This window comes from Amycolatopsis sp. cg13 (genome assembly GCF_041346965.1).
GTDB lineage: Bacteria > Actinomycetota > Actinomycetes > Mycobacteriales > Pseudonocardiaceae > Amycolatopsis.
In genome coordinates this window covers 9,324,640-9,349,038 of sequence record NZ_CP166848.1, presented here as the reverse complement: position 1 = coordinate 9,349,038, position 24,399 = coordinate 9,324,640, and the positions used below count along the sequence as shown (strand labels likewise).

Genomic DNA, 24,399 nt, shown 5'->3' with positions numbered 1-24,399 from the left:
GTCCCGCCACGCTACCAAACCAAGCACTTGTTTGGTAGCATCGCCGCCGAACCGAGAAGGAGTGATGCGCGTTGAGCGGAACCGAAGAAAGCACCGACGAGCAGGTCGTGACGTACGAGGTGCGCGGTCCGGTCGCGGTCGTCACGCTGAACCGGCCGCAGTACCGCAACGCCCAGAACTCGAAGATGACCTACGCGCTGGACGCCGCGTTCACGAAGGCGGTGGACGACCCGGACGTCAAGGCGATCGTGCTGGCGGGCAACGGCAAGCACTTCTGCGCCGGGCACGACATCGGCACCCCCGGCCGCGACATCGACCAGAGTTTCGAGCGCAAAGCGGTCATCTGGTGGGACCACACCGACCGCGCGGGCGTCGATTCGCGCTTCGCCCGCGAGTCGGAGGTCTACCTCGGCATGTGCCGGCGCTGGCGGGAGATCCCGAAGCCGGTGATCGCGATGGTGCAGGGCGCGTGCATCGCGGGCGGGCTGATGCTCGCGTGGTCGTGCGACTTCATCGTGGCCTCCGATGACGCATTCTTCTCCGACCCGGTCGTGCGGATGGGCATCCCGGGCGTCGAGTACTTCGCGCATCCGTGGGTGATGAATCCGCGCGCGGCGAAGGAGTTCCTCTACACCGGCGACCGGTTCGGCGCGGACCGCGCGCAGGCGCTCGGCATGGTCAACCACGTCGTGCCGCGCGCCGAGCTCGAAGAGGCGACGTTCGCGATCGCCGAGCGGATCGCGCAGATGCCGCAACTGGGCCTGGCGCTCACGAAGAAGGCCGTCAACCAGGCGGAAGACCTGATGGGCATGCGGTCCGGAATGGACTCGGTGTTCGGCCTGCACCATGCCGCGCACGCGCACAACGCCGAGCTGGACACCGATTCGCTCGCCGGGCTCGACGCGCGGTCGATGGCGAAGGCCAACAAGAAGGCCGCGGGAGAGTCATGAGCCCGGAATTCACCGCCGCGGAAGAAGAGTTCCGGGCGGAGGCGCGCGGCTGGCTGAAGGAAAACAGCCCCGGTCCGCTGCCGTCGATGGACACCGAAGACGGCGCCCGCGCGCACCGCGAGTGGGAAGCGAAGCTGGCCGAGGGCCGGTGGTCCGTGGTCACTTGGCCGGCCGAATACGGCGGCCGCGACGCGACGCTGACCGAGTGGGTGCTGTTCGAGGAGGAGTACTACCTCAGCGGCGCGCCGACCCGGATCGCGCAGAACGGCATCTCGCTGCTGGCCCCGATCATCTTCGAGCACGGCACCGACGACCAGCGCCAGCGGCACCTTCCGTTGACCGCCAACGGCACCCGGATCTGGGCGCAGGCCTGGTCCGAGCCGGAGGCGGGCAGCGACCTCGCCGGGATCCGCAGCACCGCCGTCCGCGACGACGAACGCGGCGGATGGGTCCTCAACGGACAGAAGATCTGGAGCTCCCGCGCCCCGTTCGCCGACTGGGGTTTCGGCCTCTTCCGCTCCGACCCGGAAGCCGAACGGCACCGCGGCCTCACGTACTTCCTGTTCCCGCTCGCCTCCGACGGCGTCACCGTCCGGCCGATCGCGCAGCTCGACGGCGACAGCGGGTTCGCCGAGATCTTCTTCGACGACGTCTTCGTGCCTGATCAGGACGTCCTCGGCGGCGTCGGCGACGGCTGGCGCGTCGCGATGAGCACGGCGGGCAACGAACGCGGCCTGTCGCTGCGTTCGCCGGGCCGATTCCTCGCGGCGGCAGACCGGCTGCTGGGCCTCTGGGCCGAGCGCGGCGCCGAAGCCCCGCACCTGCGCGACCGGGTGGCCGACGCCTGGATCAAGGCCGAGTCCTACCGGCTCTACACCTGGGACACCGTCGACCACGTGCAGAACGGCGGCGACGTCGGCGCGGCGGGCAGCGTCAACAAGCTCTTCTGGACCGGGCTCGACCTCGGCATCCAGGAAGCGGCGCTCGACCTGCTCGGCCCGGACCAGGAACTGCTCGGGCGCTGGATGGAGGACTACCTGTTCGCCCTCGGCGGCCCGATCTACGCCGGCACCAACGAAATCCAGCGCAACATCGTCGCGGAACGGCTGCTCGGCCTCCCCCGCGGCGACCGCAGGAAGGCACAAGCATGAAGTTCCGGCTGTCCGCCGAACAGCGCGCGTTCGCCGAAGCGCTGGACGCCCTGCTGGGCGCGGCCGACGTCCCCGGCGTCAACCGGTCCTGGGCGGCCAAGCGGCCGGAATCCGGGCTGAAGTTGTGGAAGCAGCTGGCAGAACTGGGCGTCACCGCGCTCGGCGTGCCCGAAGAACACGGCGGCGTCGGCGGGACCCCGGTCGATCTGATCGTGGCCTTCGAACGCCTCGGGTACCACGGGGTGCCGGGTCCGGTGATCGAGTCCATCGCCGCCGCACCCGCGCTGCTCACCGACGGTTCGTTACTGTCCGCTTTGGCCGCCGGGGATGCGGTGGTGACCTTCGCGAGCGCGCCGGACACTCCGTACGCGCTGGATGCGGATGTCGCGACGGACGTGTTCGTGGTCGGCGATGCGCTGGCACGGGCGGAAATCGGCCGCGCGCTGCAGTCGGTTGACCCCTCCCGGCATCTGTTCGAGGTCACCGCTGGTGCCGACGCTCAGCCACTGGTGCCGGAGAAGCGCGCAGAAGCGCTCGACCTCGCCAGCCTCGCCTGCGCGGCGGAACTGCTCGGCTGCGGCGAGCGAATGCTGGCCGACACCGTCGCCTATCTCGGCCAGCGACGCCAGTTCGGCCGCGTGATCGGCGAGTACCAAGCGCTCAAGCACGCAGCCGCAGACGTCCGCGTGGCACTCGACTTCGCCCGGCCCCTGCTGCTCGGCGCGGCCCGCGAGCCCAGTGCCCGGGCGATCTCGGCGGCGAAGGTCGCGACGTCGGACGCGGCCCAGCTCGCCGCGCGCACCGGACTGCAGCTGCACGGCGCGATCGGCTACACGCTCGAATGCGATCTGAGCCTGTGGCTGTTGCGCGTCCGGGCGCTCGTGGGCTGCTGGGGCACGCCGTCCGTGCACCGCGCGCGGGTGCTGGAGAGCCTGATGAGGGGCCGCTGATGCACTTCGCGCTGACCGACGAGCAGCGGGAACTCGCCGCCGCCGTCCGCGGGCTGGTCCAGCGACGGGCCGCGAAGACCGATCTGCGGGCGGCGATCGACTCGCCGACCGGATACGACACCGAACTGTGGTCCGCGTTGTGCGAGCAGATCGGCGTCGCGGCGCTGGCCATTCCCGAGGAGTACGGCGGGGCCGGGTTCAGCCTGTTCGAAACGCACGTCGTGCTTGAGGAGCTGGGCGCGAGCCTGACGCCGTCGCCGCTGCTGGGGTCGGGAGTGCTTGCCGCGCAAGCATTACTGGCTGCCGACGCAACAGAGTTGCTCCCCGAGATCGCGGCGGGCGAGGTCGTCGCGCTGGCTTGGGCGGACCGTGCCGGACGGCATCGAACCGACGGATCAGACGTGGTCGCTTCGGACGGAACCCTGAACGGCACCGCGACTTTGGTACTGGACGGCGCTCAGGCGTCGCACCTGCTGGCGGTCGCGATGGCGGACGGACGTCCAGCGCTGTTCCAAACCTCCGCGACGGCCGAGGCAACCCCAGCCGTCGACCAAACACTCAGGTTCGCCCAGGTCGAATTCCGCGACACCCCGGCGACGTTGCTCGCGGAGGACTTCACCGAAGCGCTCCCCCGGCTGCACGCCATCGCCGCGATCGCTTGCACCGCCTTGCAAGTCGGCGGCGCACAGTCCTGTTTGGACCGAACCGTCTCCTATCTCAAAGAACGAGAACAGTTCGGCCGCCCGCTCGGCTCGTTCCAAGCGCTGAAACACCGAGTCGCCGACATGCTGGTGCAAGTCGAAACCGCCCGCTCGATCTCGTGGGCAGCCGGGTTCGCGGCCAGCAACGGAGAGGATCTCGTCCAGCAGGCGGCGTACGCGAAATCCTGGTGCAGCGAAGCTTTCACCGCGGTAGCAGCAGAAACCGTCCAGCTGCACGGCGGAATCGCGATCACCTGGGAGCACGACGCGCAGCTGTACTTCAAACGAGCACACGCGCTGGCGCACCTCTTCGGCGACGCCCGCGGACACCGGGCGCGGCTCCGGAGCGGCGCATGATCCACCACGTCGGAATCACCGTGCACGACCTCGCCGCGTCGACCGAGTTCTACCGCGATCTGCTCGGCGGCAGCGTCGAAGGCCCGTTCGAGCGCAGCGGTCCGCGGATCGACGAGGTCACCGGATATCCGGGCGTGATCGTGCGCCAAAGCTTCGTGTCGGCGGATGACGGCGACACGGTGGTCGAGCTGCTGCAGTACGAAAACGGGTCGCCGACGCGGATCGACCCGGACCACGGGCAAGCGGGCGCGGCGCACGTCGCGATCACCGTCGACGACCTGGACGCGACGCTGGAGCGGCTGCGCGGACGCGGGGTCGCGGCGGTGTCCGAGCCGATCGTCACCAGCCATCCGATGGCGGGCTGCCGCGCGGTGTACGTGCTCGATCCGGACCGGGTCCGCGTCGAACTGGTGCAACTGCCCGCCTGAGCAAGCAAAAGATGGAGGAACGAATGGGCGGCAAGTCCATGACGCTGGACGGCGTCACCGAGTACGTCCGGTCCGGGATGACCGTCGGGATCGGCGGATGGGGGTCGCGGCGCAAGCCGATGGCGATGGTGCGCGAACTGCTGCGCAGCGACGTCGAAGACCTCACGCTGGTCACCTTCGGCGGGCCCGAGGTCGGGCTGCTGTGCGCGGCGGGCAAGGTGCGCCGGGTGATCTACGGGTTCGTCTCGCTCGACACGATCCCGCTCGACCCGCATTTCCGCGCCGCGCGCGAGGGCGGCCGGGTCGAGACGACGGAGTACGACGAGGGCATGTTCGTCGCCGCGCTGCGGGCGGGCGCGAACCGGCTGTCGTTCCTGCCGACGCGCTCCGGGCTCGAGAGCGACGTGCTGCTGATGAACCCGGAGCTGAAGACCGTCGCGTCGCCGTATGACGACGACGTCTACATCGCGGTGCCCGCCGTGCGCCCGGACGTCTCGCTGCTGCACCTCAACCGCAGCGACACCCTCGGCAACGGTCAGTTCCTCGGCCCGGACCCGTACTTCGACGACCTGTTCGCGATGGCGTCGGAGAAGACGCTGCTGAGCGTCGAGAAGATCGTGGACACCGAGGACCTCACCGCCACCGAGCGGTCGACGTCGCTGCTGATCAGCCGGATGTTCGTGAACGGCGTGATCGAGGCCCCGAACGGCGCGCACTTCACCTCGTGCGACCCGGATTACGGCCGCGACGAGGCGTTCCAGCGGCATTACGCGCAGTCCGCGCAGGACGAGGTCGCGTGGAAGCAGTTCCGCGAGACCTTCCTGACCGGCGACGAGGCCAGCTACCACGAAGCAGTGCGCGCCTTCCACCGCGCGACCGAGAAGGAGTCCGCATGAGTGCCCCCGCGACCCGCGCCGAGGTCTGCATCGCCGCGTGCTCCGACGCGTGGCGCGGCTCTGGCGAGGTGCTGGCCCACGCGGTCGGCACGGTCCCGGCGATCAGCGCGCGGCTGGCGCGGCTCACCCACTCTCCAGAATTGGTGCTGTCCGACGGCGAATGCCACTTCATGGCCGACCCGCCGCCGCTGGGCAAAACCGCCGCGGCGGGCGGCACCGTCGAGGCCTGGGCTCCGTTCGGCCGGATCTTCGACATCCTCAACACCGGGCGGCGGCATTCGATGATGGGCGCGAGCCAGATCGACCGGTTCGGCAACCAGAACATCTCGTTGATCGGCGATTGGCGGAAGCCGAAACGCCAGCTCATCGGCATGCGCGGGGCACCGGGCAACACGGTCAACCACCGCACCGACTACTGGGTGAGCCGACACTCGAGCCGGGTGTTCGTGGACCGGGTCGACATCGTGTCCGGAGTCGGCAACGACCGGGCCCGCGCGCACACCTCGACAGCGCTGCGGTTCCACGACCTCGGCGTGGTGGTGACCGACCTGGCCGTGCTCGACTACGACGAGGACGGACGGCTGAAGGTGCGTTCGCTGCACCCAGGCGTCACCGAGGACGAAGTCCGTGAGAACACCGGCTTCGAGCTGGACTTCAGCGGGGCCGGGGTGTCCCGGGAGCCGGACGAGCACGAATTGGACCTGATCCGCACCGTGCTCGATCCGTTGGGCGCCCGGGACCGGGAGGTCAAGGTGTCCCGGCCCTGAACCGCTCAGCCGGCGAGCAAGCCGCCGTACAGCATCGCGAGGTACTGCTCCGCCACGACGTCGTGGCGGAGCTTTCCGCGCGGGTTGTACCAGCGGACCGACGACCAGACGGTGTCCCGGATGAACCGGTACACCAGGCTCACCTCGAGGTCGTCGCGGAATTCGCCGGTTTCGCGGCCCGCCTGGAGCACGCTGAGCCACAGTTTTTCGATCTTCAGCGACGTCTTCCCGACGAATTCGAAATCCGCGAGACTGCCGACGACGGCCGATTCGTTCTGGTAGAGCGCCACCGCGAACGGCCGCTCGTGAATGGTGGCGAAGGCGGTGTACACCAGCGCGTCGAACTGCTCGCGCGGCGTGCCGTCCTTCCCGGCGATCTCGGTGAACGCGGCCAGCAGGTCGTCCATGAACTCCTTGAGGATCTCGCGGAGCATGTCCTCTTTGGACGCGAAATGGTGGTACAGGCTCCCGGAAAGGATGCCCGCCTCGTCGGCGATGTCGCGGACGGTGGTCTGGGAGTAGCCCCGGGTCGCGAACAGCTGCGCGGCGATGCCCAGCAGCTCTCCGCGCCGGGTGCCGCCGTTTTTCGCCGGAGCCCGGCCGGTTCGCGGAGTCATCGCATGGATCCCTTCCTGCCCGCTGCTTTCCCCTATGCTACCGAACAAGCACTTGTTCAGTGAGGAGACCCGCGTGTCGACGCCTCGCACGATTCCCGCTCTGCTCGACGAAGCCGCCCGCCGCCACGGCGACGCACCCGCTGTGGTCGACGGTACGACACAGCTGTCCTGGACCGGATTGCGGGAGCGGGTACGCACCGTTTCCCGCGCGCTGGCCGCGGTCGGCGTCCGTGCCGGCGACCGGGTCGCGGTGTGGTCGCCGAACCGGGTGGAGTTCATCCTGACGTTCCTGGGCGCGCAGTGCCTCGGCGCGGCGCTGGTGCCGATCAACACCCGGTACCGCGGCGAGGAAGCCCGGGTGGTGCTGGAGCGGTCCGGTGCTTCGGTGCTGGTGCTGTGCAACGGGTTTCTCGGCAATGACTATCTGGGGATGCTGACTGAGGCCGCTGCCCGGCCTGGTTCCGGTGGTTCCGGTGTTGTGCCTGGACTTCCGCGGCTGCACACCGTGATCGACCTCGGTCCGGACGGCGTTGCGTTGCCGTGGAACGAATTCCTCGCCGGGGCGGAATCGGTTTCGGCCGTCGATGAATCGTCGGTGACGCCTTCTACCGTGGCGGACATTCTCTACACCTCGGGTACTACAGGCGTGCCCAAGGGCGTGATGAGCACGCACGCGCAGACGATCGGCGTCGCGGACGTGTGGGCGAAGGGCGCGTCGCTCACTCCCGCGGACAACTACGCGATCGTGAACCCGTTCTTTCACTCCTTCGGCTACAAGGCCGGGGTGGTCGCGGCGATCACCGCTGGCACGACCATCTACCCGGTCCTGACCTTCGACCCGGTCGCGTTGATGGAGCTGGTCCAGCGAGTTGGCATCTCAGTGCTGCCCGGTGCACCTACTATCTTCACCACGCTGATCAACCACCCTCGGCGCGGCGAATTCGACCTGTCGTCGCTGCGCTTCGCGATCGCCGGCGCGGCTTCGGTGCCGGAGAACCTGTTCTCGGACATGCTGGAAATCCTCGGCTTCGAGCAGGTCGCGCAGGCGTACGGGCTCACCGAATGCGTCGTGGCGACCCAATCGCGGCCGAACGAGGATCCGCGGCACGTCGCGCACACCACCGGCCCCGCGGTGCCCGGCCTGGAGATCCGCGCGGTCGACAGCGAGGGCAAGGACGTGCCGGTCGACGCCGACGGCGAGATCCTCATCCGGGGCGAGTTCGTGATGCTCGGCTACTTCGACGACCCGGCCGCGACCGCGGCGGCGATCGACGCCGACGGCTGGCTGCACACCGGCGACGTCGGACAGCTGGACGAGCACGGCTGCGTGAAGATCACCGGGCGGCTGAAGGACATGTTCACCGTCGGCGGGTTCAACGTGTACCCGGCCGAGGTGGAGAACGTGCTGAGCACGCACCCGGACGTCGTCGAGGCCGCGGTGATCGGCGTGGACGACGACCGGATGGGCTCGGTGGGCCGCGCTTACGTGACGCTGTGGGCGGGCGTCGAGCTGGATTCGGCGGCGCTGCGGGAGTACTGCCGGGAGCGGCTGGCGAACTTCAAGGTGCCGCGCGAGTTCGTGGCGATCGAGGAACTGCCGCGGAACGCCAGCGGGAAGATCGTGAAGCGGGAACTGTCCTGACGTCGTGAGTGGCTATGCCGGTTCTAACCGGCATAGCCACTCACGACCCCCTACGCAAGCCGTCGTGGCGCGGAACGTCCGGCCAAGCTCGGCTCGACAATCCCGACTGCGGGATCCCCGGGATGGCGCGCGGCAGTCACCCGGCATTCGACCTGGAGCGGGCATTCCGCGACCCGGTCCACCGCGACGAGGTCGGCCGGGAGCGGCGTGAGACGGTTAGCGCCGAATTTGTCCCGTTCGGTCCGGAACTGACCGGCCTTGTGCTCCGGCACGACGGGAGCGCCGGTCAGCCCGGCCAAGCGTTCGACGGCGGGCCACAGTTCGGCACTCGGGTAGTTCAGCACGCAGTCCGGCCGGTCGCGCAGGTTGGCGAAGGTGTGGCCGGTGCTGCCGAAGCCGAGCACGGCGGTGCGGCCGAGCACCCACGCCGACGACATCGGGGCCAGGTTGGTCGTCCCGTCGGCGTTCGCGCTGGACAGCAAGACGACGGGGGTGCCGGGGTAGAGCACCGGCGGGTCGATCACGACGGAATCCATGGCCGCATCCTGGCGGCGGGACGGTTCGGTGCGCGCCGAACCGTCTCGCGTCCGAGCCGTCAGGCGAGCCGTTCCAACACCATCGCCATGCCCTGTCCGCCTGCCGCGCACATCGTCTCCAGACCGAAGGTCGCGTCCCGCTCCTGGAGGCCGTGCAGCAGCGTCGTCGCCATCCGCGCGCCGGTCGAACCGAACGGGTGGCCCAGCGCGATCGCGCCGCCGTGCACGTTGACGCGGTCGAGGTCCAGGCCCAGCTGGTCGACGCACGGCAGCACTTGCGCGGCGAAGGCTTCGTTCATCTCGACCAGGTCGACGTCCTTGACGGACAGTCCGGCCCGCGTCAACGCCTGCTGGCTCGCCTCGACCGGGCCCAGCCCCATGATCTCCGGACTCAACGCGGACACCCCGGTGGCGACGATCCTCGCCAGCGGCTGAATGCCCAGCTCGCGCGCCCGGACGTCGCTCATCACCACGAGCGCGGCCGCGCCGTCGTTCAGCGGACAGCAGTTGGCCGCGGTAACCGTCCCGTCTGGTCGGAACACCGGCTTGAGTTGAGATACCTTCTCCAGCGTCACGCCCGCCCGCGGACCGTCGTCGGCGGACACCACCGTGCCGTCCGGCAAAGTCACCGGAGTGATGTCCTTCTGCCAGAACTCCCCCGCCGCCTCGGCGAGGTTCTGGCTGCGCACGGCGAACGCGTCCTGGTCCTTTCGGGACACTCCACAATGGTCAGCAACGTTCTCCGCGGTCTCGCCCATCGCGATGTAAACGTCCGGCAGCGCACCGTCTTCCCGCGGGTCTGTCCACTGCAGACCGCCGCCTGCGCGCTTCTCCGTCACCGCCATCGCGTCGGCGTACAACGGGTTCTTCGTGTCCGGCATGCCGTCGGCTTTGCCTTGGGAGAACCGCGAAACGCACTCGACGCCCGCGGACACGAACACATCACCCTCGCCCGCGCGGATCGCGTGCATCGCCATTCGCGTGGTCTGCAGCGAAGACGCGCAGTACCGGTGCACAGTCGTGCCGGGCGCCGCGTCGAGGCCGAGCCGCAGCGCGACCATCCGGCCCAGGTTGTACGCCTGTTCCCCGGCCGGTTGCGCGCAGCCGAGCATCAGGTCGTCGATCCGGCCGACCTCCGGGACCGCCGCCAGCGCGGCTTCGACCATCTGCGCGGCGAGGTCGTCCGGCCGCAGGTCTTTGAGCGAGCCCTTGTACGCCCGCCCGATCGGCGAGCGGGCGGCGGAGACGATCACGGCTTCGGGCACGGCAAGGTCCTCCTCAGGCGTTCGGGGTGTGCTGGAGGAAAGCGGGCCATTCGCCGCCTCCGTCCACATTGAGCACCGCTCCGCTGACATGGCTGGCGAGCGGGGAAGCAAGCAGCAGACAGGCTTGGCCGACCTCGGCCGGCGACGCGAACTGTCCGCGCGGGATCGTCCGGGCGACCGCGTCGCGCTGCGCCGGATCGCCGTAATGGTCCTCGGAACCCGGCGTCTCGACCAATCCGCAACTGACCGCGTTGACCCGCACCCGCGGCGCCCACTCCACGGCCAAGCTGGTCGTGAGACTCTCCAGCGCCGCCTTCGCCGCGCCGTAGATCGCGGTGCCCGGGCTGGGCCGCCGCGCCGAGATCGACGTGACGTTCACCGCCGACGCCCCGGGCGTCTCGCACAGGATCGGATGCGCCGCGTGCAGCACGTACGCCGCGGCGAGGAAGTTGAGGTCGTTGATCTTGCGGTGGAATCGCGGCGAGGCCTCCGCGAACTGCGCGAACGGCGCACCGCCAGCGTTGTTGACCACGACGTCGAGGCGTCCGTGCCGTTCGCCGATCTCTTCCAGCCACTTCTGGACCTGGTCCGGCTCCCGCACGTCAACCTGGGTAAACCGCGCCGTCCGGCCGTCGACCTCGCGCAGCTTCTCCGGTTCGGTACGCCCGCAGATCTCGACCTCGGCGCCCGCTTCGAGGAACGTCGCCACGATGCCGTCGCCGACTCCGCGCGCTCCGCCGGTGACGAGGACGACGCGATCGGTCAGGTCGAAGCTGACAGGCATGCTGCTCCTTCTCGCCGGGAGCGCTCAGCCTACCAAACAAATGCTAGGTTGAGGACGAGGAGGTTTTCCATGCCACACGAGACAATCCGGCGAGTCAGCATCGTCACCGGAGGCGCGCTGGGGATCGGCGGGGCGACCAGCCGCCGCCTCGCCGGGCGCGGGGACCTGGTCGTGCTGAACGACATAGATCCCGCTGCCGCCGCCGATACGCGCGCCGCGATCGAAGAGGCTGGCGGCGTGTGCGAAACGGTCATCGGCGACATCGTCGCGGACGAGGTAGTCGAGGCTGTCACCGCCGCCGCGCTGCGGTTGGGCGACGGCCGGATCGACGTCCTGGTCAACAATGTCGGCGATTTCCGGCCCGCGTCCCGGGATTTCCTGCACAGCACGCCGGAGCAGTGGGCGCGGTTGCATGAGCTGAACCTGCTGCACGTCTTCAAGCTCACGCACCGGGTGCTGCCGCAGTTGATCTCGCAGGGCTCAGGCGTGATCGTGAATAACTCGACAGTGGAAGCCTTTCGCGGAATTCCCGGGCATGCGGTGTATTCCGCTTACAACGCCGGGGTTTCGGCGTTCACGAAGAGCCTTGCCGTCGAGGTCGGACGATACGGCGTGCGGGTGAACGCGATCGCGCCGGACCTCGCGGACAGCCAGCAGACACCTGCTGCCGCGATGTTGCGCGACAACGATCCGTCGAAGATCGAGACATGGGTGCCGTTAGGCCGGTTCGGGCACGTGGACGAATACGCGAAGGTGATCGAATTCCTGACGACGGACGCTGCCTCTTACGTCACCGGCCACACGATTCCGGTGGACGGCGGGACGCTCGCGGCTTCGGGGTGGTACTTGCGGAGCAATCGGAAGGGGTTTACGAACTTCCCGAGGGAGACGTGAGCGTTTATCCCGGTTAGAACCGTCATCGCCACTCACGACCCCGGTGCGACGACGCGCTCAACGCTCTCGCGGAGCAACGCCCGGCGCTGCTCGTGCAATTCCGCAGCTTCCTGATCATTGGCGGCATAAACGTTGCTGACCGGCGACCAGGCCATCGACATCGCGATCACCATCGCCATCAGGTCGAACGGGTCTCCGTCCCGGACGAGGCCCGCGGCTTGCGCGTCGGCGATGGCGCGCAGTTTGGCGTCGTCGAGGCGGTGGCTGTCGTCGACGAGATGTCCGGCCGGGCGGCGCTCCAGGCGTTCCCAGGTGGCCAGCCGGATGAGGTCGGGGCGGCGGAGGTACTCGTCGTAGAGGCGGACGGCCCAGCCGGCGAGGTCGGCGGCGTCGATCGGCACGATGGTCATGATCCGCTCCAGCGAGGCGGAGAAAATGGCGTCGAACAGCCCTTCCTTGCTGCCGAAGTAGCCGTAGAGCTGCGCCTTGTTGGTGCGGGCGGCGGCCACGATGCGCTCGACGCGCGCTCCGGCGATCCCGTGCTCGGCGAACTCCTGGGTCGCGACGTCCAGGATGCGCTGCCGGGTGGCGGCTCCGCGCGAGGTCAGGGGCTTGTCGGCCATGCCGGGCACGATAACAACAGACCAGTCTGTTTGCCGAATCGGAGCACGGCGGCTACCGTGGCAATAGACCGAACAGTCTGTTTGTTGAGGGGCGAGCATGCGGGACACTCTGGGCTGGCAAACCGACCGTGCCGGGTTACGACGGACCGTGCTGCAACGTCGGGAACTGCGGGCCGACGACGTCGCGGTTCGCGTGGACTACTGCGGCGTCTGCCATACCGATCTGCACGCCGTCCGCGCCCACACCGGCGACGCGCCTTTGGTGCCCGGCCACGAGTTCACCGGCGTGGTCACCGAGATCGGGCACGAGGTCACGCGATTCGCCATCGGCGACCAGGTCGCGGTCGGCAACATCGTCGACTCCTGCGGCGCGTGCGCGATGTGCGAGGCAGGACAGGAAAACTTCTGTCACGACTTCCCCACCCTGACCTACGGCGGCACCGACCGCCGCGACGGAACCACCACGCTGGGCGCCTTCTCCCGCGAGTACATCGTCCGCGACGAGTTCGCCTACTCGCTCCCCGCCGGGCTCGACCCCGCGGCCGCCGCTCCCCTGCTGTGCGCGGGGATCACCGTCTGGGAACCGCTGCGAGCCCTCGGCGTCGGGCCTGGCACCCGGGTCGCCGTGGCCGGGCTCGGCGGGCTCGGGCACCTCGCGGTCAAACTCGCCGTCGCGCTCGGGGCCGACACCACGGTCGTCAGCCGCTCCGCCGACAAAGCCGACGACGCCCGTCGGCTGGGCGGTCACGATCTGATCGTCTCGACGGACCAACACCAGATGGCCGCGGCCCGGGACCGGTTCGACGTCGTCATCGACACCATCGCCGTCCCGCACGACGTCGCGCCCTACCTCAAGCTCGTCGCCCTCGACGGAACCCTCAGCCACGTCGGGTACCTCGGCTCGGTCACCGTGCAGGCCACCGATCTGTTGGCAGGACGCAAGAACCTCAGCTCCGCGGGCAGCGGCGGCCGTCCCGCGACCGCCGCCATGCTGGAATTCTGCGCCCGGCACGACATCACCGCCGACATCGAACTCCTCCCGTCCGCCCGCGTCAACGAAGCCCTCGAACGGTTGGAACGCAACGACGTCCGGTACCGGCTCGTGCTGGACCTGTCTGATCTGCCGCAGGACCACGGTCAGCCCACGTACCCCGCGGGCTGACCCCAATCCGCACCCCGAGTCGTCGTCCGGTCCACCAGCACACACCGCGTGCCGGTAAAGTTGGTCGGCATGCATTTGTTGCAGTGAATGCACAACGACGGCGTCTCCGGCTCAGCGGCGATCCGGTTCACCAAATCCGGCTCGCGCAGCAAAGCCCGGCCCATCGCGACGTACTGGAATCCCTCCCGCATCGCCAGGTCCATCGACGCGCGGTCGGTGATCCCGCCGAGCAACACCATCGGCAGCTTCACCGCGGCCCGGATCTGGCGTGCGTCCTCGAGCAGAAACGCGTCCCGATAAGGATATTCGCGGATGAAATGCTTCCCCACCGCCTGCACGCCCAACTTCAACGGCTGCGGCATCACCGCCGCGAACTCGCGGACCGGCGCGTCACCCTTGAAGAGGTACATCGGGTTGAGCAGCGATGAACCGGCGGTCATTTCGAGGGCGTCGCAGGTGCCGTCGGCTTCGAGCCATTGCGTCACCGGGATCGCCTCGTCGAGCCAAAAGCCGCCGGGCGCGCCGTCGTCCATGTTCATTTTGACGATCACCGCGATCCGGTCGCCGACCGCGTCACGAACCGCGCGCATCGTGTCACGCGCGAGCCGGGCGCGGTTCTCCAGCGAGCCACCGTATTCGTCGGTGCGGTGGTTGAGTTTGGGGCTCAGGAAGGAACTGATCAGATAGTTGTGTCCTAAGTGGACTTCAATGGCGTCGAACCCGCACTCGATGGCGCGCCGGGCCGCGTCGGCGTGGGCGCGTTTGACGCGTTCGATGCCGGCGTGGTCGATTTCCTGAGCGAAACTGAGCGTCGTCTTGTGGAAATACCGGCTCGGCGCGAGCGCGGGCAGCCCATTGCCCTTCGGATTCGCGACCGGCCCGCCGTGCCCGATCTGCGCCGAAATCGCCGCCCCCTCGGCGTGCACCGCGTCGGTGAGCACGCGCAGTCCCGGCAGGGCCTCGTCGGCCCAGTAAATCTGATGCCGGTCGGTGCGGCCTTCCTTGGCGACCGCGCAATAAGCGACCGTCGTCATCCCGACGCCGCCCTTCGCGTAGCCGACGTGGAAATCGACCAAATCCCGGGTGACCCGGCCGTGGTGGCTGAGCCCCTCGTAGGTAGCCGCCTTGACGACGCGATTGCGCAACTGCACCGGCCCGAGCCTGGCGGGAGCAAGCGGATCGGGCGGGGTGGGGGTCGTGGAAGTCACCTTGCCACGGTAGGAAACGGAGGGGACGGGCTGCTCTCGCGATCTCGGTGACTGGGAGGCTTGGCATCCGGCGGCGCGGTAACGCAACGGCTGGGCTCGACGATTCCCGTGCGTCTATCCGCTGCTTAGCCTGAGGAGAAACAACTGTGCCCGAACTCAAGCCCCGTCCTCGCTATCACGCGAACGCATTTACGAGTCCCGACGCAGTCGCCGCGCGGCTCAAAGCAGCGTCCGAGACGGACGGGCCGACGGACTACGCCAACAGGATCAACCTGGAAATCCTCGGCCAGCTCGCGGCTATCCGGCGGCACGCGTTGATCGTGACCACCGTGGTTGTGATGTGGGCGATCCTGACCTTGATCGGGGTCCTGGTCATCATGTCCAACCTGTCGAGCAGCGGATCGGCCATCGTCCGCAACTGACGAACGGTCAGTTGGCCCAGGGTGCCGCTTCCTCCAACTGCGCCGCCAACGACAACAGCAGCCCCTCCTGCCCCAGATCCGCGGCGAACTGCACCCCCAGCGGCAGTCCGTCGTCATCCCGGCCGAGCGGAAGCGAGATCGCGGGCATCCCAGTCACGTTGAAAACACTGGTCCACGCCGAATACGCGCCCGCGTGCTCGTAGATCGACGCGGGATCCGTCGTGTCCAGCAGGCCCAGCGGCGGAGTCGGGAGCGGCAGCGTCGGCGTGAGCAGGACGTCGTACTGGGTGAAGACCTGCCCGACCTCCCACCCGATCTCCTGTGCCCGGCGCAGCGCACGATGGAGCTGGTTCGCAGTCAAGCCGCGGTAATGGTCGAGCAGCAGTTCGGTGAACGGCTCGAGGTCGCCCGGCTGGAGTTCTCGGCCCAAAGCGGCCAGTTGGTCTTCGACGATCACCACCAGGTCCGCGCCCATCAGCAGCCCGCCGGTCGTGCGGACGTCCGGGAAGTCAAACGGCGCAATGGTTTCCTCGACGTGGTGGCCGAGTTCCTCGCAGAGTTTCGCCGTCTGCCGCACGGCGGCCAGGCAGGCGGGATGCGCGTCGATGCCGGTTCGGGCCTGGGTGGCCAGGCCGATGCGGAGGTTGCCGGGGGCACGGCGGGTCGCGTCGAGGAAAGTGCCAGTCGGGGTCGGGGCGGCGAAGGCTTCACCCGGGAGTGGTCCGGCGATCGCGTCCAGCAGGGCCGCGCTGTCACGGACCGTCGTGGTGACCGCGTGGGCGACGGAGACCGGGGCGGCGAGGGTGCCTGCGTCGGGGGCGCCGGTGGTGCGGCCGCGACTGGGTTTCAGGCCGACCAGACCGCACATGGCCGATGGGATCCGGATTGAGCCGCCGCCGTCGGTGGCGTGGGCGGCGGGGACCAGGCCAGCGGCGACGGCCGCTGCGGAACCGCCGCTCGAGCCTCCTGGCGAGCGCGAGAGGTCGTGCGGGTTGCGGGTGGGGCCGTGCAATTGCGGCTCGGTGCTCGCGTTAAGGCCGAATTCGGGGGTGTTGGTGATGCCCAGGATGACCAAACCGGCGCGTTTGTAGCGGCGGATCAGTTCGCTGTCCACTGTGGACACAGCGGAGGCGAAAAGCGCGCTGCCCTGGGTGGCGGGAAGGCCGGCGACTTCGGTGCCGAGATCCTTGACCAGGAACGGGACTCCGGTGAGCGGACCGTCCGGGAGACCGGCGTCGATTTCCGCGAGAGCAGCCTCGAAGCGTTGGCCGACGACGGCGTTGAGCCGCGGATTCGCCTCCTCGATGCGGGCGATCGCCTGTTCGGCGGCCTCCTGGGCGGACAGGTCGCCCCGGCGGATGGCGGCGGCGGTATCGAGGGCAGAAAGCACAGCGATGTCTCCTCAGAAGGGCTCAGCCGAAGAAGGCTTGACCACCGTCGAGCGGCACGGTGGCTCCGGTCAGGTAGCGCAGATCGGAACCGACCAGCGCGACTACAGCGCGACCAATGTCCTCTTCGCACTCCCCGATCCGGCCCACCGGAATGGTCGAGACGAATTCGGCGGCCTCTTCGGGGTTGTGTTCGGTCCACCATTTCAAGCCCGGCGACAATGCGTGCGGAGCGATCGCGTTGACCCGAATTCCGTCGCGCGCCCACTCCACGGCGGCAGTGCGCGACAGCGAGCGCAAGGCTTGTTTCGCTGCGGCGTAAGCACCGTAGGTGGTGGGATCCCAGCGCACCATCGCTGATGTGACCAGGTTGACGATCGAACCGTCGCCCGTCGCCTTCAAGTGCGGATGGGCGGCTTTCATGAACGCGAACGCGGCAAACGGTCCAGTCGAGAAACCGCGCGCGAAGTCCTCGTCGCTCATTTTCAGCAATGGCCCGAAAGCGCCGGAGTACGCATTGTTGACCAAAATGTCGAGGCGGCCGAATCGCGAAACGACCTCGTCGACGACCCCGGGAATCGACGCCGTATCCGCGACGTCGCATTCGAACGGTTCCGCGGCAGCACCCCGCTCCCGCAGGAGGCGGCAGGTCTCGTCCAGCTTGCCGCGCGTGCGCCCGAGGACCGCGATCGACGCGCCCTCCCCCGCCAGCGCCAGCGCGATTCCTTGCCCGACGCCTTGTCCGGCGCCGGTCACCAGGGCCACCCGGCCCGCGAGCGTGTTCATCGGCCTCCTTCGTCCTGGGCAACTGGCCGCGCGACGTGTTTCGCCACGAAAATCCCGTCCGCGGAAACGCAGACCTGCCCGTCGGCGAGAATTTCGCCGGTCGTGTGGATCCGGCGGCCCTCGCTGGATTGCTGTCGTGCGCGAATCGTCAGCTCCGCGAACAGCGGGGTCGTCCGGTGGTAGCGGACGCTGAGCGTGCCGGTCATCCCGTCCGGCCCGGGCCCCCAGCTGTTGGCGACACCGAGCGCGTGATCCAGCAACAGCGCGGAAATCCCGCCGTGCACGCAGCCGGGCGGTCCCTGATACGGCAGGCCGAGCGTCACCGTGCCGGTCACGGATCCGTCCGGCAGACCGTGCAGGTGCAGCGGCGGGGCGAGCGCGTTTTCCGGGCCGGTGACGGGATCGTGCCGCGGCCGCCCGGCCCACATGCTGACGAAGCGCTCTTGCCGCTCCGGCGCGTGCTCTTCGATTTGGGCGGCGATCCGGTTGAGGTCGCGGGCGATGTCCGTCATGGGCGCTGCACTGTTCGCGCCAGCCTGCAGGAGGGCGTTGACGACCCGGCGGGCCGCCGCGACGGCAGCGTCGATGCCGTCGTCGTTCGGGACAGGCGACAGCGGGACGTTTTCGGCGTAAGTCGTCATCAGTAGTGCGCCGCCGGGCGGAGGGTCGCCTCGGCGCCGCCGTCGACGTACACGACCTGGCCGGTGATGTGCGTCGTCGCGGCGTCGGCGAAGTACGCCAGCACGCGCGCGACGTCTTCCGCGGCCGCGTAACCGTGCAGCGGCATCGGAACTGCCTTGTCCATCACGGCTTTCATCTTCGGGTCGGCGAAAAGCTCGTCGGTCATCGGCGTCAGGACCACGCCCGGGGCGACCACGTTGACCGCGATTCCCGCGTCGGCCCAGCCCGCCGAAACAGACGTCCGGCGCGCCCACTGCGCGATCGCGGACTTCGAGGACGGGTACAGCTGCACCGCCCGGTTGTCCGCGATCGCCTCGCGGGCCGCGGTCAGCGCGGCTTGCTCGTCGCCGCGCAGGCAGGCCTCGACCACTGCGGGGTCGTTCGGCTGGGTGCCGGAGATCGAGCCGACCAGGACGACGCGCGGCGCTTCGGATTTCGCGAGCAACGGCTGCAGGGCCTCGATGAAACCGGTGCTGCCGAAGTAGTTCACCGTGACCATCGCTTCGCCGGGGTTCGACGTCCCGGCACAGGTGACCACCGCGTCGACGTGCCCGGTGCGCTTGCCGACCTCCTCGGCGGCGGCAGTGCGGCCAGCCGGGGTCGAGAGGTCCGCATCGACGTCGCTGCCCGCGAGGTCGACGCCGAGGACTTGGTCGCCGCGCTCGGCGAGGAGGCTGCTGAGTGCCGCACCGATCCCCGAACTCGCTCCGGTGATGACGACGGTGCGCGGCATGACGGCCTCCTGAGGTGGGGTTCCGGGAACGGCCGCGACGCTACGGGGACTCCGCCGCGCGCGGCGGGCTCATCCCGGTCACCGGGAGAAGGCGGTCAGCGGCCCAGTTCGGCCAGCAGCAACCGGCACGCCAGCACTGTGTCCGCCTCCGCTTCCTCCGCCGTGATGTGCCCGTTCAGCTGCGAGGTCAGCACGCCGTACCAGGTCTGCTCGATCAACCGGACCAACCGGCGATCGTGGTCACTGGCCTCGGCCACCCCCGCGACGCGCAGGATCAGGTCGGCGAACTCGACCGTCGCGGCCATGTTCGGCGACTCCCCCGCGACCGTCGCGTTGTTCGACTGCAGCATCGCCTGCGCGAGCCGCGGTCGTTCCAGCAGGCGGCGGGCGGCGTCGACCAGCACGCGCGCGACCGCCTCGGCCGGTTCCTGGCCGGGCTCGACCGGGACGCTGTTGCGGTCCAGCTGTTCGACCTGGCTGTGCAGCAGCGCGGTGAACAGGATGGTCTTCGACGGGAAGTACCGGTAGAGCGTGGCGATGGCGACGCCGGCATCGCGGGCGACGTCGAGCATCTGGATCCGGTCGAGGCCGTGCTCGGCGCCGTGGTCCGCGGCCGCTCGCAGGATCCGCCGGTAGCGCTCCTGCTGCGCGGGCGAACTCGGCGTGGCCGGCGCCCGGTTTTCGGCGACTCTCGGCACCGCGACTCCTCCGCTCGTGATCAGGCCATTCTCGCGCACGATCCTCCCACCGGGCGCCGCCGCTACCGGTGAGTGGGATGACCGCGCCCCGGCGCGGCGGCGATGCGGTTGGCTCGCCGGGTCGCGACGACTTGGAGGACTCATGGCTTTCGACGACCAGTTCGACGTGGTGGTAGTCGGGTCCGGCGCGGGTGCGCTGACCGGCGCGTACCTCGCCGCCCGGGCGGGACTGCGCACCGCGGTGGTCGAGGGCGCGGACCGGCTCGGCGGGACGTCGGCGTACTCCGGCGCGGCCTGCTGGCTGCCGGGCACGCAGGTGCAGGAGCGATTCGGCGTCGCGGATTCCACCGCCGCCGCCCGCGAGTACCTGCGCGCGCTGCTCGGCGAGGACCCGACCGGGCGGCAGGAGGCGTTCCTGGCGAAGGCACCGGAGCTGGTCGCGGCGCTGGAGGCGGATCCGGCGCTCGAATTCGAATGGCGGGCGTTCCCGGACTATTTCGACCGGCCCGGCCGGGTCCCCGGCGGACGCTCGTTCGTGCCGGTGGACCTGCCGCTGTCGGAGCTGGGCGAACGCGCGGAGCTGGTGCGTCCGCCGGTGGACCGCGACCGCGCCGGCCGCGGGCACCGGGACGCGCCGTTGGACGGCGGGCGCGCGCTGATCGGACGGCTGCTGCTGGCCTTCGACGCGACCGGCAACGGCACCGTGTTCACCGGGACGCCCGTCGACGAGCTGGTGGTCGAGAACGGGCGGGTGGTCGGAGTCGGAGTCGGCTCGCGGAGGATCGGGGCTGTTGACGGCGTGCTCATCGGCGCGGGCGGGTTCGAGCGGAACGCCGACCTGCGGGAACAGTCCGGGGTGCCGGGATCGGCGGCCTGGTCGATGGCCCCCGCGGAAACGAACCGCGGCCAGGTCCTGGAAGCGGCGATCGCACTCGGTGCGGCGGTCGATCTGATGAACGAGGGCTGGTGGTGCCCAGGAATCGCGATGCCGGACGGCGGCGCGTCGTTCACCCTCGGCTTCCGCGGCGGGATCGTCGTGGACCGCGACGGGCGGCGGTATGCGAACGAGTCGCTGCCATATGACCAGATGGGTCGTGAGATGGCAGCGGACCCGGCGCAGCGGGTCCCTTCGCATATCGTGTTCGACAGCCGTGAGGGCGGCCGGTTGCCCGCCATCGCGTTGCCGGGCGGACGGCCGGACGATCATCTGGCGGCTGGCACATGGGTCGAGGCGGACACGCTTGCGGAGTTGGCGAAGCTGATCGACGCCCCGGAGCTGCCCGAGACGGTTGCTCGGTTCAACTCGTTCACTGAGGCCGGGCACGACGCTGATTTCGGCCGGGGCGAGGATGAATACGCACGGCATTTCGCTAATCCCGTGCTGGTTCCGGTGGACCAGCCGCCGTTCCGTGCCGCTCGGCTGGTGTTGTCGGACCTCGGGACAAAGGGTGGACTGGTGACTGATCCGGACGCTCGGGTGCTGCGGGCCGATGGCTCTGCGGTGGAAGGTCTTTACGCGGTGGGCAATTCGGCAGCGTCCATGACCGGAAGCTACTACCCCGGGCCGGGAATTCCGTTGGGCACGGCGATGGCTTTCGCTGCCCGGGCAGTCGACGATCTGGTGGCACGGGCCGGAAAATGACCTGCGCTCCACGCCGGTGCCGGTTACCGTCGCCGGTGTGGAGGACTACTTCGGGGAAAGTGTCGCTGCAAGGTACGACCAATCATCAGCCGAAATGTTCGCGCCGGAAGCGGTGAATCCGGCGGTCGACGTCCTGACCGAACTCGCCGGAGACGGTCGCGCGCTCGAACTCGGCATCGGCACCGGCCGGATCGCGTTGCCGCTCGCCGCGCGGGGCGTGCCGGTCGCGGGGATTGACTTGTCGTCGGCGATGGCCGCACAGCTGCGCGCCAAACCGGGCGGTGACGCGATCGAGGTGACGATCGGCGACTTCGCGACGACCCGGGTCGCGGGAACGTTCTCGGTGGCATATCTGGTGTACAACACGATCAGCAACCTGACGTCTCAGGACGCGCAGGTGGCATGTTTCCGCAACGCCGCAGCGCATCTCGAGCCGGGCGGGTGCTTCCTGATCGAGGTCGGGGTGCCGGACCTGCGGAAGCTGCCGCCTGGGCAGACCGTCGTTCCGTTCGATCTGAGCGCGACGCATTGGGGATTCGATCTCTACGACGTCTCCACGCAGTCGATGAGCTCGTACCACGCGCGGGTGGCCGACGGTCGCGGCGAATTCCGGGCGATTCCGTTCCGGTACACGTGGCCCGCGGAGCTGGATCTGATGGCACAGCTGGCGGGCATGCGGCTGCGGTCGCGGTGGGAAAGCTGGACTGGCGAGCCGTTCACGCACGAGAGTGAGCAGCACATTTCGATCTGGGAAAAGTCCTCGTGAGCGTTCACCCCGGTGAGAACGGGCTCGACTCTGGCCGCGTCGGGTTTGTCGTACGTGAGGGGAACCCTGAGGGAATCTGATTCCCTCAGGGTTCCCCTCACGTACTCGCAGAACGGTCAGGTAGGCAAGCCGCACGGCTCTCGGGCGGTTCAGGGGGCTTGGGGTCGTGCGTGGCGATGCCGGTTAGAACCGGCGTAGCCACTCACGAGCTACCCCTTGACTGGACTGAACGCCGCCAACTGCTCCGACCCGGACCAGTCGTGCCCCCAGTAACTGTCCCGCGTGATCTCCTCCGCGGTGTAGAACCGTTCGTCCACCAGCATTCCCTCGGTCCCGTACTCCAGGTCCCACCCACCAGGCGCCCGGACGTAGAACGACACCATCTTGTCGTTGGTATGCCTCCCCAACGTCGAGGAAACCGAGAAGCCGCGCTTGCCGACCTCGTCCAGGGCGCGGCCGACGGCGTCCAGGGAGTCGACCTCGACCATCAGGTGCACCAAGCCCGGCGGTTCGCCGTGCGGGGCCGGGCAGATCGCCAGGCTGTGGTGGCGCTGGTTGACGCCCATGAACCGCACCCGGCGCGGTTTCTGGTCGGGGGCCGCGCCGCTCATCGAGACCGCGCCGCGCGGGAGGAAGCCCAGCACCTCGGTGTAGAACGTCTCGACCTCGGCGAAGTTCGTCGTCGGCAGCACCACGTGGCCCATGCCCTGGGCACCGGTCACGAACTGCTGGGTCCACTTCGTCCGCACCGGGTCGTGGTCCAGGACCGGGCCGAAGAAGACCTCCACCGGGGTGCCGGACGGGTCGTCGAAAGTGATCGCCGAATCGACGCGGCGTTCCCGGCATTGCTGCTCCGACAACACTTTCACCGCGGTCCCGGAGGCCTCCACCGCGCGCCCGACCGCGGCCAGCGCGAACTGGTCGCGCACCTCCCATCCGACCGCGAGCACCCGGTCGTCCTCGCCGGGCAGCACGATCAGCCGCGCCTCGCGTTCGTCCATCCGGAGGTACAGGCCGTCGGCGACCGGGCCGGACGTTTCGGCGAAGCCGAGCGCCTCCACGGTCAGTTCCCGCCAGCGCGGCAGGTCCCGGCTCTGGACCCGGAGGTAGCCGAGGCCTCGGATGTCGGTCATAGCGAAACTCCTTGCGGGATAAGAGAGTTCAGATCATGGAGAGCATCGGGCCGGGCGGCGGCTCGACGTCGAGGTCGGTCAGCGCCGACGCGTGGAACACCGAACCGGGCACGTGGATCGCGTGCGCCAGGCCCATGTGGCCGTCGCGCCAGAAGCGCTGGATCGGGTTGTCCATCCGCAGGCCATTGCCACCGCTGCGGGCGACCACCTCATCCATCGCGCGCACCGCTCGCCACGCCGCCGCGACCTGGGTGCGGCGCGACGCGGCACGGTCGGCAAGCGTCACCGGCTCACCGGCCGCAGCCTTGTCGTAGAACCGGGAAACGTTGTCCAGCATGGCAATTCGCGAAGCTTTGATCTCCTCGGCGGCGGCGCTGATCGCGAACAGCACGTATGGATCGTCTTTCACCCGGGTGCCGGTGATCTGCACGCGCGTGCGTTGATATGCCAGATGCGCCGCCAGCGCGCCCTCGGCGATGCCGATCACTGCGGAGGTGATGCCGAGCGGGAAGATCGTGGTGAACGGGACGCCGTACGTCGGGTTGGTGCGGCCGGATTCGCGCAGCGCGCTGCCGTCGGTCATCCGGCTGAACGGGACCGCGCGGTACTCCGGAATGAACGCGTCCTTGACGACGATGTCCTTGCTGCCGGTGCCGCGCAGGCCGACGACGTCCCAGGTGTCCTCGACGATTTCGTAGTCCGCGCGAGGCAGGATCACGTGGTAATTCCGGGGCGGCTGCACGACATTGCCGTCCGTGTCGCCGAGAAAACCGCCGAGGAAAATCCAGTCGCAGTGATCGGTTCCGGACGAGAACTGCCACCGTCCATTGAAGACATACCCGCCGTCGACCGGTTTCAGCACACCCATCGGCGCGTACGGCGAAGCGATCCAGGTGTCGTTGTCAGCGCCCCAGATTTCGTCTTGCACACGACGGTCGCAGAGCGCCATTTCCCACGGGTGCACGCCGACGATCCCGGCGACCCAGCCGGTCGACCCGTCGAGCGACGCCAGCCGCATGACCGTTTCCGCGAATTCGCGCGGATGGGCTTCCGCGCCGCCGTACTCGGCGGGCTGGAGCATCTTGATCGCGCCGGTTTCCCGGAGCACCTTGGCCGCTTCGTCGGCGAGCCGGCCGAGCCGCTCGTTCTCCGGCCCGAACGCCGAAATCTCCTCGGAGCGCTCCTCGATTGCGGCAAGAGCGGGATGGGTCATGGCGCT

General features: G+C 69.0%; 26 protein-coding genes. 13 read left to right on the top strand and 13 right to left on the bottom strand.

The genetic code is table 11. The annotated features are described in order from the left end of the window. Window positions 1–71: 71 nt before the first annotated feature. Genes AB5I40_RS43750 through AB5I40_RS43720 form a run of 7 tightly spaced genes read left to right on the top strand, consistent with a single transcriptional unit; the run spans window position 72 to window position 6,200 of the window. Window positions 72–950: an enoyl-CoA hydratase gene (locus tag AB5I40_RS43750; protein WP_037812239.1), complete on the top strand. Its 879-nt coding sequence runs from the start codon at window positions 72–74 to the stop codon at window positions 948–950. Then, window positions 947–2,101, top strand: coding sequence for an acyl-CoA dehydrogenase family protein (locus tag AB5I40_RS43745; protein ID WP_370936061.1), 1,155 nt, complete (start codon window positions 947–949; stop codon window positions 2,099–2,101). Before AB5I40_RS43750 ends, AB5I40_RS43745 begins: the two co-directional genes overlap by 4 nt. Further along, on the top strand, window positions 2,098–3,051 hold the full coding sequence (locus AB5I40_RS43740; RefSeq protein ID WP_370936060.1) for an acyl-CoA dehydrogenase family protein: 954 nt from the start codon (window positions 2,098–2,100) through the stop codon (window positions 3,049–3,051). Before AB5I40_RS43745 ends, AB5I40_RS43740 begins: the two co-directional genes overlap by 4 nt. Then, window positions 3,051–4,109 carry an acyl-CoA dehydrogenase family protein gene (locus AB5I40_RS43735; protein WP_370936059.1) on the top strand — a complete coding sequence of 353 codons (1,059 nt, stop codon included), beginning with the start codon at window positions 3,051–3,053 and terminating at the stop codon, window positions 4,107–4,109. The genes AB5I40_RS43740 and AB5I40_RS43735 overlap by 1 nt, the downstream gene beginning before the upstream one ends. Beyond that, window positions 4,106–4,537 carry a VOC family protein gene (locus tag AB5I40_RS43730; RefSeq protein WP_370936058.1) on the top strand — a complete coding sequence of 144 codons (432 nt, stop codon included), beginning with the start codon at window positions 4,106–4,108 and terminating at the stop codon, window positions 4,535–4,537. Before AB5I40_RS43735 ends, AB5I40_RS43730 begins: the two co-directional genes overlap by 4 nt. 23 nt (window positions 4,538–4,560) lie before the next feature. Then, window positions 4,561–5,433, top strand: a complete 873-nt coding sequence (locus AB5I40_RS43725) for a CoA transferase subunit A (RefSeq protein ID WP_370936057.1) — start codon at window positions 4,561–4,563, stop codon at window positions 5,431–5,433. Then, window positions 5,430–6,200 (top strand): CoA-transferase subunit beta, encoded by a 771-nt coding sequence (locus tag AB5I40_RS43720; protein ID WP_370936056.1) that lies wholly within the window; start codon window positions 5,430–5,432, stop codon window positions 6,198–6,200. The genes AB5I40_RS43725 and AB5I40_RS43720 overlap by 4 nt, the downstream gene beginning before the upstream one ends. A gap of 5 nt (window positions 6,201–6,205) precedes the next feature. Here AB5I40_RS43720 and AB5I40_RS43715 read toward each other — a convergent pair whose 3' ends face one another. After that, the gene (locus tag AB5I40_RS43715; RefSeq protein WP_116202412.1) at window positions 6,206–6,817 is read right to left on the bottom strand and encodes a TetR/AcrR family transcriptional regulator; all 612 of its coding nucleotides are present in this window, start codon (window positions 6,815–6,817) and stop codon (window positions 6,206–6,208) included. A 73-nt stretch (window positions 6,818–6,890) separates the two neighbouring features. On the opposite strand from AB5I40_RS43715, the gene AB5I40_RS43710 reads away from it, so the two are divergent. Continuing rightward, complete coding sequence (locus tag AB5I40_RS43710; protein ID WP_370936055.1) at window positions 6,891–8,459, top strand: AMP-binding protein; 1,569 nt, start codon at window positions 6,891–6,893, stop codon at window positions 8,457–8,459. A gap of 50 nt (window positions 8,460–8,509) precedes the next feature. On the opposite strand, the gene AB5I40_RS43705 is transcribed toward AB5I40_RS43710, so the two are convergent. From AB5I40_RS43705 to AB5I40_RS43695, 3 genes are read right to left on the bottom strand one after another with little or no spacing between them, the layout of a single operon-like run. After that, window positions 8,510–8,995, bottom strand: coding sequence for a flavin reductase family protein (locus tag AB5I40_RS43705; RefSeq protein WP_370936054.1), 486 nt, complete (start codon window positions 8,993–8,995; stop codon window positions 8,510–8,512). A 59-nt stretch (window positions 8,996–9,054) separates the two neighbouring features. Next, window positions 9,055–10,260 (bottom strand): acetyl-CoA C-acetyltransferase, encoded by a 1,206-nt coding sequence (locus AB5I40_RS43700; RefSeq protein ID WP_370936053.1) that lies wholly within the window; start codon window positions 10,258–10,260, stop codon window positions 9,055–9,057. Between the two features lie 13 nt (window positions 10,261–10,273). After that, a complete protein-coding gene (locus tag AB5I40_RS43695; protein WP_370936052.1) occupies window positions 10,274–11,044 on the bottom strand; it encodes an SDR family oxidoreductase in 771 nt (256 codons plus the stop codon). 69 nt (window positions 11,045–11,113) lie between these two features. On the opposite strand from AB5I40_RS43695, the gene AB5I40_RS43690 reads away from it, so the two are divergent. Then, on the top strand, window positions 11,114–11,938 hold the full coding sequence (locus tag AB5I40_RS43690) for an SDR family NAD(P)-dependent oxidoreductase (protein ID WP_370936051.1): 825 nt from the start codon (window positions 11,114–11,116) through the stop codon (window positions 11,936–11,938). A 32-nt stretch (window positions 11,939–11,970) separates the two neighbouring features. On the opposite strand, the gene AB5I40_RS43685 is transcribed toward AB5I40_RS43690, so the two are convergent. Continuing rightward, complete coding sequence (locus AB5I40_RS43685; RefSeq protein ID WP_370936050.1) at window positions 11,971–12,561, bottom strand: TetR family transcriptional regulator; 591 nt, start codon at window positions 12,559–12,561, stop codon at window positions 11,971–11,973. 97 nt (window positions 12,562–12,658) lie between these two features. On the opposite strand from AB5I40_RS43685, the gene AB5I40_RS43680 reads away from it, so the two are divergent. After that, window positions 12,659–13,723, top strand: coding sequence for an NAD(P)-dependent alcohol dehydrogenase (locus AB5I40_RS43680; RefSeq protein ID WP_370936049.1), 1,065 nt, complete (start codon window positions 12,659–12,661; stop codon window positions 13,721–13,723). Here the strand turns inward: AB5I40_RS43680 and AB5I40_RS43675 are convergent. Further along, on the bottom strand, window positions 13,699–14,931 hold the full coding sequence (locus AB5I40_RS43675) for an NADH:flavin oxidoreductase (RefSeq protein WP_370936048.1): 1,233 nt from the start codon (window positions 14,929–14,931) through the stop codon (window positions 13,699–13,701). The genes AB5I40_RS43680 and AB5I40_RS43675 overlap by 25 nt on opposite strands. Window positions 14,932–15,077: 146 nt before the next feature. On the opposite strand from AB5I40_RS43675, the gene AB5I40_RS43670 reads away from it, so the two are divergent. After that, complete coding sequence (locus AB5I40_RS43670; protein WP_344285202.1) at window positions 15,078–15,353, top strand: hypothetical protein; 276 nt, start codon at window positions 15,078–15,080, stop codon at window positions 15,351–15,353. A gap of 7 nt (window positions 15,354–15,360) precedes the next feature. On the opposite strand, the gene AB5I40_RS43665 is transcribed toward AB5I40_RS43670, so the two are convergent. The 5 genes from AB5I40_RS43665 to AB5I40_RS43645 all read right to left on the bottom strand — a co-directional run bounded on the left by AB5I40_RS43665 (window position 15,361) and on the right by AB5I40_RS43645 (window position 19,639). Next, entirely contained in the window at window positions 15,361–16,743 is a 1,383-nt protein-coding gene (locus tag AB5I40_RS43665; RefSeq protein WP_370936047.1) for an amidase, read from the bottom strand. Between the two features lie 22 nt (window positions 16,744–16,765). Beyond that, the gene (locus AB5I40_RS43660; RefSeq protein ID WP_370936046.1) at window positions 16,766–17,527 is read right to left on the bottom strand and encodes an SDR family NAD(P)-dependent oxidoreductase; all 762 of its coding nucleotides are present in this window, start codon (window positions 17,525–17,527) and stop codon (window positions 16,766–16,768) included. Then, entirely contained in the window at window positions 17,524–18,168 is a 645-nt protein-coding gene (locus AB5I40_RS43655; RefSeq protein WP_370936045.1) for a PaaI family thioesterase, read from the bottom strand. Before AB5I40_RS43655 ends, AB5I40_RS43660 begins: the two co-directional genes overlap by 4 nt. Then, window positions 18,168–18,941, bottom strand: a complete 774-nt coding sequence (locus AB5I40_RS43650) for an SDR family oxidoreductase (RefSeq protein WP_370936044.1) — start codon at window positions 18,939–18,941, stop codon at window positions 18,168–18,170. Before AB5I40_RS43650 ends, AB5I40_RS43655 begins: the two co-directional genes overlap by 1 nt. 95 nt (window positions 18,942–19,036) lie before the next feature. Continuing rightward, window positions 19,037–19,639: a TetR/AcrR family transcriptional regulator gene (locus AB5I40_RS43645; protein ID WP_370936043.1), complete on the bottom strand. Its 603-nt coding sequence runs from the start codon at window positions 19,637–19,639 to the stop codon at window positions 19,037–19,039. Window positions 19,640–19,781: 142 nt separating this feature from the next. Here AB5I40_RS43645 and AB5I40_RS43640 point away from each other — a divergent pair, with 142 nt between their 5' ends. Both AB5I40_RS43640 and AB5I40_RS43635 read left to right on the top strand, forming a co-directional pair. Continuing rightward, on the top strand, window positions 19,782–21,281 hold the full coding sequence (locus AB5I40_RS43640; protein WP_370936042.1) for an FAD-dependent oxidoreductase: 1,500 nt from the start codon (window positions 19,782–19,784) through the stop codon (window positions 21,279–21,281). 94 nt (window positions 21,282–21,375) lie between these two features. Further along, complete coding sequence (locus AB5I40_RS43635) at window positions 21,376–22,047, top strand: class I SAM-dependent methyltransferase (protein ID WP_370936041.1); 672 nt, start codon at window positions 21,376–21,378, stop codon at window positions 22,045–22,047. A gap of 209 nt (window positions 22,048–22,256) precedes the next feature. Here AB5I40_RS43635 and AB5I40_RS43630 read toward each other — a convergent pair whose 3' ends face one another. Together AB5I40_RS43630 and AB5I40_RS43625 are read right to left on the bottom strand one after the other, a co-directional pair. Next, window positions 22,257–23,180 carry a VOC family protein gene (locus tag AB5I40_RS43630; RefSeq protein ID WP_370936040.1) on the bottom strand — a complete coding sequence of 308 codons (924 nt, stop codon included), beginning with the start codon at window positions 23,178–23,180 and terminating at the stop codon, window positions 22,257–22,259. Window positions 23,181–23,208: 28 nt separating this feature from the next. Continuing rightward, window positions 23,209–24,393, bottom strand: coding sequence for an acyl-CoA dehydrogenase family protein (locus AB5I40_RS43625; RefSeq protein WP_370936039.1), 1,185 nt, complete (start codon window positions 24,391–24,393; stop codon window positions 23,209–23,211). Window positions 24,394–24,399: the final 6 nt, after the last annotated feature.

Excerpts from the sequence above, each read along its gene's own strand:
- AB5I40_RS43745 (WP_370936061.1), top strand. The coding sequence starts at position 947 with ATGAGCCCGGAATTCACCGCCGCGGAAGAAGAGTTCCGGGCGGAGGCG.
- AB5I40_RS43685 (WP_370936050.1), bottom strand. The coding sequence starts at position 12,561 with ATGGCCGACAAGCCCCTGACCTCGCGCGGAGCCGCCACCCGGCAGCGC.
- AB5I40_RS43740 (WP_370936060.1), top strand. The coding sequence starts at position 2,098 with ATGAAGTTCCGGCTGTCCGCCGAACAGCGCGCGTTCGCCGAAGCGCTG.
- AB5I40_RS43695 (WP_370936052.1), bottom strand. The coding sequence starts at position 11,044 with ATGCCTGTCAGCTTCGACCTGACCGATCGCGTCGTCCTCGTCACCGGC.
- AB5I40_RS43680 (WP_370936049.1), top strand. The coding sequence starts at position 12,659 with ATGCGGGACACTCTGGGCTGGCAAACCGACCGTGCCGGGTTACGACGG.
- AB5I40_RS43690 (WP_370936051.1), top strand. The coding sequence starts at position 11,114 with ATGCCACACGAGACAATCCGGCGAGTCAGCATCGTCACCGGAGGCGCG.
- AB5I40_RS43715 (WP_116202412.1), bottom strand. The coding sequence starts at position 6,817 with ATGACTCCGCGAACCGGCCGGGCTCCGGCGAAAAACGGCGGCACCCGG.
- AB5I40_RS43735 (WP_370936059.1), top strand. The coding sequence starts at position 3,051 with ATGCACTTCGCGCTGACCGACGAGCAGCGGGAACTCGCCGCCGCCGTC.
- AB5I40_RS43720 (WP_370936056.1), top strand. The coding sequence starts at position 5,430 with ATGAGTGCCCCCGCGACCCGCGCCGAGGTCTGCATCGCCGCGTGCTCC.
- AB5I40_RS43650 (WP_370936044.1), bottom strand. The coding sequence starts at position 18,941 with ATGCCGCGCACCGTCGTCATCACCGGAGCGAGTTCGGGGATCGGTGCG.
- AB5I40_RS43660 (WP_370936046.1), bottom strand. The coding sequence starts at position 17,527 with ATGAACACGCTCGCGGGCCGGGTGGCCCTGGTGACCGGCGCCGGACAA.
- AB5I40_RS43630 (WP_370936040.1), bottom strand. The coding sequence starts at position 23,180 with ATGACCGACATCCGAGGCCTCGGCTACCTCCGGGTCCAGAGCCGGGAC.
- AB5I40_RS43730 (WP_370936058.1), top strand. The coding sequence starts at position 4,106 with ATGATCCACCACGTCGGAATCACCGTGCACGACCTCGCCGCGTCGACC.
- AB5I40_RS43725 (WP_370936057.1), top strand. The coding sequence starts at position 4,561 with ATGGGCGGCAAGTCCATGACGCTGGACGGCGTCACCGAGTACGTCCGG.
- AB5I40_RS43625 (WP_370936039.1), bottom strand. The coding sequence starts at position 24,393 with ATGACCCATCCCGCTCTTGCCGCAATCGAGGAGCGCTCCGAGGAGATT.
- AB5I40_RS43705 (WP_370936054.1), bottom strand. The coding sequence starts at position 8,995 with ATGGATTCCGTCGTGATCGACCCGCCGGTGCTCTACCCCGGCACCCCC.
- AB5I40_RS43655 (WP_370936045.1), bottom strand. The coding sequence starts at position 18,168 with ATGACGACTTACGCCGAAAACGTCCCGCTGTCGCCTGTCCCGAACGAC.
- AB5I40_RS43635 (WP_370936041.1), top strand. The coding sequence starts at position 21,376 with ATGTTCGCGCCGGAAGCGGTGAATCCGGCGGTCGACGTCCTGACCGAA.
- AB5I40_RS43640 (WP_370936042.1), top strand. The coding sequence starts at position 19,782 with ATGGCTTTCGACGACCAGTTCGACGTGGTGGTAGTCGGGTCCGGCGCG.